Source organism: Mesorhizobium sp. M2C.T.Ca.TU.002.02.1.1 (genome assembly GCF_003997225.1).
Window position 1 is genome coordinate 1 of record NZ_RZTO01000274.1, and the last position, 7,102, is coordinate 7,102.

The window sequence follows — 7,102 nt, forward strand, 5'->3', positions numbered from 1 at the left end:
CGGTAGGACAGAGGGGGGTGTGACGGAACGCGGCGCCGGAGTAAGGGTCGCTTTTCCTACCTACTGAAAGCCGCCAACTGTCACCATCTGTCACCAAATTATACGCGTACGTCGATTTCGCGTTGACTCCTTCTCCCTTTCGTTTTACGACTGACGAAAATTGAAATTCGTCACTCATCAAACGAAAGCGCCATGTCCGAAGCCGCCAACATCGTGGCAGATCCCGCCAGACAGGAGAATGTGACCCGCATTCTCGACTGCGCCGAGCGCCTGTTCCGCCATTACGGCTACGGCAAGACCAATGTCGCCGACATTGCCCGCGAGCTCGGGATGTCGCCGGCCAACATCTACCGCTTCTTCGCCTCCAAGGTGGAAATCCACCAGGCCGTCTGCGGCCGCATGCTCGGCGCCAGCTACAAGATGGCCTACGAGATCATGCACCTGCCGGTCAGCGCCGAGGAGCGGCTGCGCCGCTACATCCATGCCCAGTACAAGATGACGTTGGAGGTCATGCTCGACCAGGAGAAGGTGCATGAGATGGTCATCGTCGCGCTGGAGCGCGACTGGGGCGTCATCGATGCGCATGTGAACAGAATCCACGACCTCTATGCCGAGGTGATCCGCGAGGGCATCGAGGCCGGGGAGTTCAGGGAGCAGGATCCGGAGACGGCCTCGCGCTGCTTCGGCGCCGCGACGGTCATTCTGTGCCATCCGCAGATGGTGGCGCAGTGCCTTGCCAAGACCAACCGGGCGATGCCCGACGAACTTATCGACTACGCCATCAGAGCCTTGAAATAGCCGTCGCCCACCGGGCGCGGTTTCGACAAATCATCTCCAGTTCGGGAGTGCTAAGGTGTCTTTGTCTAGTTCCATCTTCCGCAGGCTGCCGGTCGTCGGCCTCCCAACCGCCGCCGTCATCGCGGCAGTGCTCGGCCTTGCCGGCTGCAGCCAGGAGAAGGCCGAGGTCGTCCAGGAAGTCGTCCGGCCGGTGAAGGTTGTCGAGATCGGCGAAGCGCAGACCACCCGCCAGCTCGACTATTCCGGTTCGGTGCGCGCCCGCACCGAGATGAATCTCGGCTTCCGTATCGCCGGCAAGGTCACCGAGCGTCTGGTCGATATCGGCCAGCATGTGAATGAAGGCGACGTGCTCGCCCGTATCGATCCTGCCGACTACGAATTGTCGGTGAAGAGCGCCGCGGCCAGCCTCGACGCCGCCGAGCGCCAGGTCGAGACCGTCGACCTCGCCAGGAAGCGCGCCGAGCAGCTCTACGCCAAGAATTTCGCGCCGAAATCGCAGCTCGACCAGGCGCGCCTGACCTATGACCAGGCTGTGGCGACCCGCGATGCCGCGCGCTCGACGCTGGCACAGGCGCAGAACCAGGTCCAATACGCCGATCTGAAGGCCAGCAAGAACGGCATCGTCACCGCCATCTCCGCCGATGTCGGCCAGGTGGTCGCCGCCGGCACACCGGTCATGACCGTCGCGGTCGACGGCGAGAAGGAAGTGTCGATCGCGGTGCCGGAGATGGACATTGCCGGTTTCAAGCCCGGCAAGGAGGTCAAGGCGAGCTTCTGGTCGGACGACGGGCTTACTCTCGACGGCAAGGTCCGCGAGGTCGCCGGCAGCGCCGATCCGCAGTCGCGCACTTTCGCTGTCCGGGTCTCGCTGCCCAACGATCCGCGCGTGCTGCTCGGCATGACCGCCAACGTCCAGGCGACCGTTGGCAGCAAGACCCAACTTGTGTCGATCCCGCTGACGGCGATGACCGAGAAGGACGGCAAGCAGATCGTCTGGACGGTCGACCGCGCCTCCGACACGGTGCATCCCCGCCCGATCAAGGTCGCCAACTTCACCGCCGACGGTGTCGCCGTGGCCGACGGCCTGAAACAGGGCGACGTCGTGGTCGCGGCCGGCACCCAGTTCATGACCGAGAACCTGAAGGTCAAGCTTTCCGGCGACGCACAGCAATCCGCCTCGGCGGAGGGTGACGTCGCGACGACGAGTAGCCTGCACTGATGCTTGTCGCCCAAAAGTGCGAAGCGGTTTTGGGACAACGACATGCATCGAACTAAGACCTGAAGTCAGGCGCAACAGACGCCTTTCCCGCTCTCGCTGCGTCGAGCCGCGAGCCGGGTGGGGCATGGGTTCCGGGCGGCGGACGCCCGATCGTGAGATGCCGGCATGTTGGCTTCCCCCGCAGCAGTGCCGCGTCCAGCGCGATTTGCGAGTCTCTCTCCGCTTGAGGGTCTCGCCGCCCGGAAACCCGACCGAGAATTCATGGGCAATGCCGGGCGTGCATTGCCGGCCAATTGGACTGGACTTGTGCCATGACCACGACGGACAGCAGCACTGAAAAGCGGCCCTTCAACCTCTCGCGCTGGGCGATCGGACATCCGAGCATCGCGCGCTTCCTGTTCGGGCTGATCATCCTGGCCGGCGCGCTCGGCCTGATGCGCATGGGCCAGAAGGAAGACCCGGACTTCACCTTCCGTGTCATGGTGGTGCAGGCGGTCTGGCCCGGCGCCTCGATCCAGGACATGGAAGACCAGGTCGTCAACAAGATCGAGCGCAAGCTGCAGGAAACGCCGCATCTCGATTTCGTGCGCTCCTACACGCGCGCCGGCAGCGCCATCATCACGCTCCAGGTGAAAGGCGACACCAATGCCGAGGAGGTGAAGGACGCCTTCTACCAGGTGCGCAAGAAGGTCGGCGACATTTCCAACGAATTGCCGCAAGGCCTGCTCGGTCCCTATTTCAACGATGAGTTCGGCGACACTTTCATCACGCTGCATTCGATCAGCGGCGACGGCTTCACCTATCCGGAACTGAAGAAGTTCGCCATCCAGGCGCGCGACATGCTGTTGACGACGCCTGGCGTCGAGAAGGCAGTCATCATCGGCGACCAGCCGGAGAAGATCTATATCGACGTCTCGTCCAAGGCGTTGGCCGAGCGTGGCCTGACCATCCTCGACCTGCAGAACGCCGTGAAAGGGCAGAACGCCGTCGATCCGGCGGGCTCCGTTGACACCGGCCTGCGCTCGGTGCGCATCTCGGTCGAGGGCGACGTCACCAGGGCCGCCGACATCCGCGAGCTGAGGCTTCGCTCCGGCAACCAGGTGACGCGCCTCGGCGATATCGCCACCGTCACCTCCGGTCTCCAGGATCCTTACGACAACAAATACCTCTTCAACGGCCATGAGAGCGTCCAACTCGGCGTCGTCATGGCCAAGGGCTTCAACGTCAGGGATGTCGGCAAGGATGTCGAGGCGACCTACCAGCGCTTCGAGGCGGGGCTGCCCTACGGCGTTTCGGTCGACCAGATCTCCGACCAGCCCCAGGTCGTCAAGGATGCCGTCAACGAATTCATGGAGGCGCTCGGCGAAGCGCTGCTCATCGTGCTCGTCGTCTCCTTCCTGTCGATCGGCTGGCGCTCCGGCCTGGTGATCGCCATCGCCATCCCGCTGGTGCTCGCCGCCACCTTCGCCATCATGTACGAGATCGGCATCGACCTGCAGCGCATCTCGCTCGGCGCCTTGATCATTGCGCTCGGCCTGTTGGTCGACGACGCCATGATCGTCGTCGAGATGATGGAGCGAAAGCTCGAGGAGGGGCTGGTCAAGATCGAGGCGGCAAGCTTCGCCTACACCTCGACCGCCTTCCCGATGCTGACCGGCACCCTGATCACCACGGCGGGCTTCATCCCGGTCGGTTTCGCGGCCTCCACGGCGGGCGAATATGTGCGCACGCTGTTTTATGTCGTCGGCATCGCGTTGGTCGTGTCGTGGTTCGTGGCGGTCTATTTCACGCCGTGGCTCGGCTACATGATCCTCAAGCAGCGCAAGCATGCCGGCACCCATCATGATGTCTTCGACACCAGCTTCTACAGACGGCTTCGCGCGACGGTCACCTGGGCCGTGCGCCACCGCATCATTGTGCTGGTGATGACGCTGGTCACCTTCGCCACCAGCCTGTGGGCCTTCCAGTTCATCCCGCAGAACTTCTTCCCGCAATCCTCGCGTCCGGAAATCCTGGTCGATCTCTGGCTCCCGGAAGGCACCTCGATCAAGGAGGTCGAGAAGCAGGCCAAGGCGTTCGAAGGCAGGATGGCGGACGATCCCGACAAGCGCTTCATCGCCACCTATATCGGCGAAGGCGCGCCGCGCTTCTTCCTGCCGCTCGACCAGCAGCTCCGCAATCCCAACTTCGCCCAGCTCCTGGTCATGGCCAAGGACGAGCCGGCGCGCGAGCGGCTGATCGTCAAGATGCGCAGGATCCTGGCGCAGGACTTCCCCTCGATCCGCGGCAAGGTCGACCGACTCTTCCTGGGTCCGCCGACCGGCTGGCCGGTGCAGATGCGCATCATGGGCCCGGACCGCCAGGAGGTGCGCCGCATCGCCGACGAGGTGAAGGCGAGGTTCCAGGGCAATCCGCTGCTCGGCGCCATCCATGACGACTGGCTGGAGCCGGTGCCGGCGATGAAGCTGGTGATCGACCAGGATCGTGCTCGCGCCCTTGGCGTCACCTCACAGCGCATCCGCCAGATGCTGCAGGCCACCATGTCCGGCGCGCCGCTCGACGACTTCCGCGACGGCGAGGAGACGGTCTCGATCGTCGCCCGCGAGCCGGAGGCGACGCGTCACCTGCTGTCCTCGGTCGACTCCGTCTACATCCCGACCGATTTCGGCGGCTCGGTGCCGCTCTCGCAGGTGGCCAAGGTCGTGCCTGTCATGGAGCAGGGCATCGAATGGCGGCGCGACCGCCTGCCGACCATCAGCGTGCGCGCCACGCTGCCGGACGGCGTGCAGTCGAACGACGTCGTCACCAAGATGTACAACGACATGAAGGATCTTCGCGCTGGCCTTGCGCCCGGCTACAAGATCGAGATCCAGGGCGGTGCCGAAGACTCGGCCGAGAGCCAGGCCTCGATCGCGGCCAAGGCGCCGATCATGCTCGCCATCATCGTCGTGCTGCTGATGGTCCAACTGCAGCATTTCGGCAAGTCGATGCTGGTGCTGGCCACCGGCCCGCTGGGCATCATCGGCGCCGCGGCGGCGCTCTTGATCAGCGGCGCGCCGTTCGGCTTCGTCGCCATCCTCGGCGTCATCGCGCTGCTCGGCATCATCATGCGCAACTCGATCATCCTGGTCGACCAGATAGACCAGGATATCGCCGCCGGCATGGAGCGATCGGAAGCGATCGTGGGTGCTGCAGTCCGCCGTTTCCGGCCGATCATGCTGACCGCGCTCACCGCCGTGCTGGCGCTGATTCCGATCTCGCGCGCCGTTTTCTGGGGGCCGCTCGCCGACGCCATGATGGGTGGCATCCTGGTCGCCACGGTGCTCACCATCCTGGTGCTGCCGGCCGGCTACGCCCTGTTCTTCGGCCGCGCGCCGAAGAAGGCCAAGACCGACGAGCAGGCGCTCGAGCCGGAGAAGGTCGAAGGCATCGAAAGACCGCAGCTGGCACTGGCTGCTGAATAGAAATAGACGTGGCAACCCGGATCATCCGCCGTCGGTGAAAGCCGGCGGCGGATGATCTGCATCGAGGATCCGCCCGGGCGAAAATGCTCGGTGGCAACCCTTCGGTAAAACAGAATTCCTTTTCAGCGGCGCGATGCGGGCCGATCCTGCGCCGATACCGGAGCGGCAACGCTCGTCATCGCTGGATCATTCCCCATGTCAGAAAAACGGCAATTGCGACTCGGTGCCTTCATGCGCCCCGTCAGTCTTCACACCGGCGCCTGGCGCTATCCGGGCGCTTATCCCGACGCCAATTTCAACTTCGCGCATCTGAAGCGTTTTGCGCAAACGCTCGAGGCCGCGAAATTCGACGCCTTCTTCATGGCTGACCACCTGGCCGTGCTCAACATGCCGATCGAGGCGCTGCGGCGCAGCCACACGGTGACATCCTTCGAGCCGTTCACGCTGCTGTCGGCGCTCGCTGCCGTCACCGATCATATCGGCCTTGTCGCGACCGCATCGACCACCTTCGACGCGCCCTATCACATTGCCCGCCGCTTCGCGTCGCTCGACCATATCAGCGGCGGCCGCGCCGGCTGGAACATCGTGACCACCTCCAATCCCGACGCCGCGCTGAATTTCGGCCTCGACGAGCATGTCGAGCACGACGAGCGCTACCACCGGGCGCGCGAGTTCTACGATGTCGTCACCGGGCTGTGGGACAGTTTTGCCGACGACGCCTTCATCCGCGATGCGGACAGCGGGCTCTACTTCGATACATCGAAACTCCATGTGCTCGACCACAAGGGCGAGCATCTGTCGGTACGCGGTCCGCTCAACATCGCGCGGCCCGTGCAGGGCTGGCCGGTCATCGTCCAAGCCGGCACGTCCGAGGCCGGACGGCAGCTGGCCGCCGAGACGGCGGAGGTGATCTTCGCAGCGCCACCCGACCTGGCGTCTGGCCAGCGCTTCCTTGCCGACGTGAAGGGCCGCGCGGAAAAGCTCGGCCGTTCGCGCGACGATATCAAGATCCTGCCTGGAGCCTTTGTAGTCGTCGGCGATAGCGTCGAGGAGGCTCGAGCCAAACGCGCCAAGCTCGACAGCCTCGTCTACTACGAGAGCGGCATCGCCTCGCTGTCGATCGCGCTCGGCCACGATGCCTCCGGCTTCGATCCCGACGGTCCGCTGCCGGACGTGCCGGACACCAATGCCTCGAAAAGCAGCCGCGAGCGCGTCATCGAGTTGGCGAGAAAAGAGAGCCTCACTGTTCGCCAGCTCGCCCAGCGGCTCGGCGGCTATTCGGGCCTGGCCTTCGTCGGCAGCGCCAAGTCCATTGCCGACGAGATGGAGGAATGGCTGCTCACCGAAGGCTCAGATGGCTTCAATGTCATGTTTCCCTATCTGCCCGCCGGGCTCGATGATTTCGCCGAGAAGGTGGTGCCCGAGCTGCAGCGGCGCGGGATATTCAGGCGTGAGTATGAAGGATCGACGCTGCGCGAGAATCTCGGCCTGAAGCGGCCGCCGAACCGGTTCTTCGAAGAAGCGGCGGTCCGCAAGGCGGGCTGATCCAAATGAAACGGGCGCGCCGGAGCGCGCCCACAGACTGCTGACAAACCCCTGGCGTTAGCCGGGGGTTTTTGAT

The 7,102-nt window shown here is 64.3% G+C and carries 4 protein-coding genes; all 4 read left to right on the forward strand.

Annotated features, from left to right (window positions below; genetic code table 11):
- Nucleotides 1-192: 192 nt before the first annotated feature.
- The 4 genes from EOD07_RS16290 (at nt 193) to EOD07_RS16305 (ending at nt 7,026) form a co-directional block, all read left to right on the forward strand.
- A complete protein-coding gene (locus EOD07_RS16290; RefSeq protein ID WP_040988547.1) occupies nt 193-798 on the forward strand; it encodes a TetR family transcriptional regulator in 606 nt (201 codons plus the stop codon).
- A 55-nt stretch (nt 799-853) separates the two neighbouring features.
- The gene (locus tag EOD07_RS16295) at nt 854-2,017 is read left to right on the forward strand and encodes an efflux RND transporter periplasmic adaptor subunit (RefSeq protein ID WP_127236194.1); all 1,164 of its coding nucleotides are present in this window, start codon (nt 854-856) and stop codon (nt 2,015-2,017) included.
- Between the two features lie 311 nt (nt 2,018-2,328).
- The gene (locus EOD07_RS16300) at nt 2,329-5,481 is read left to right on the forward strand and encodes an efflux RND transporter permease subunit (RefSeq protein ID WP_127236195.1); all 3,153 of its coding nucleotides are present in this window, start codon (nt 2,329-2,331) and stop codon (nt 5,479-5,481) included.
- Between the two features lie 195 nt (nt 5,482-5,676).
- Nucleotides 5,677-7,026 (forward strand): LLM class flavin-dependent oxidoreductase, encoded by a 1,350-nt coding sequence (locus EOD07_RS16305; protein WP_127236196.1) that lies wholly within the window; start codon nt 5,677-5,679, stop codon nt 7,024-7,026.
- The last annotated feature ends 76 nt before the right edge of the window (nt 7,027-7,102 follow it).

What these genes read in the sequence shown, in the direction of transcription:
- EOD07_RS16305 (WP_127236196.1), top strand. Translation starts at nt 5,677, where the DNA reads ATGTCAGAAAAACGGCAATTGCGACTCGGTGCCTTCATGCGCCCCGTC.
- EOD07_RS16290 (WP_040988547.1), top strand. Translation starts at nt 193, where the DNA reads ATGTCCGAAGCCGCCAACATCGTGGCAGATCCCGCCAGACAGGAGAAT.
- EOD07_RS16300 (WP_127236195.1), top strand. Translation starts at nt 2,329, where the DNA reads ATGACCACGACGGACAGCAGCACTGAAAAGCGGCCCTTCAACCTCTCG.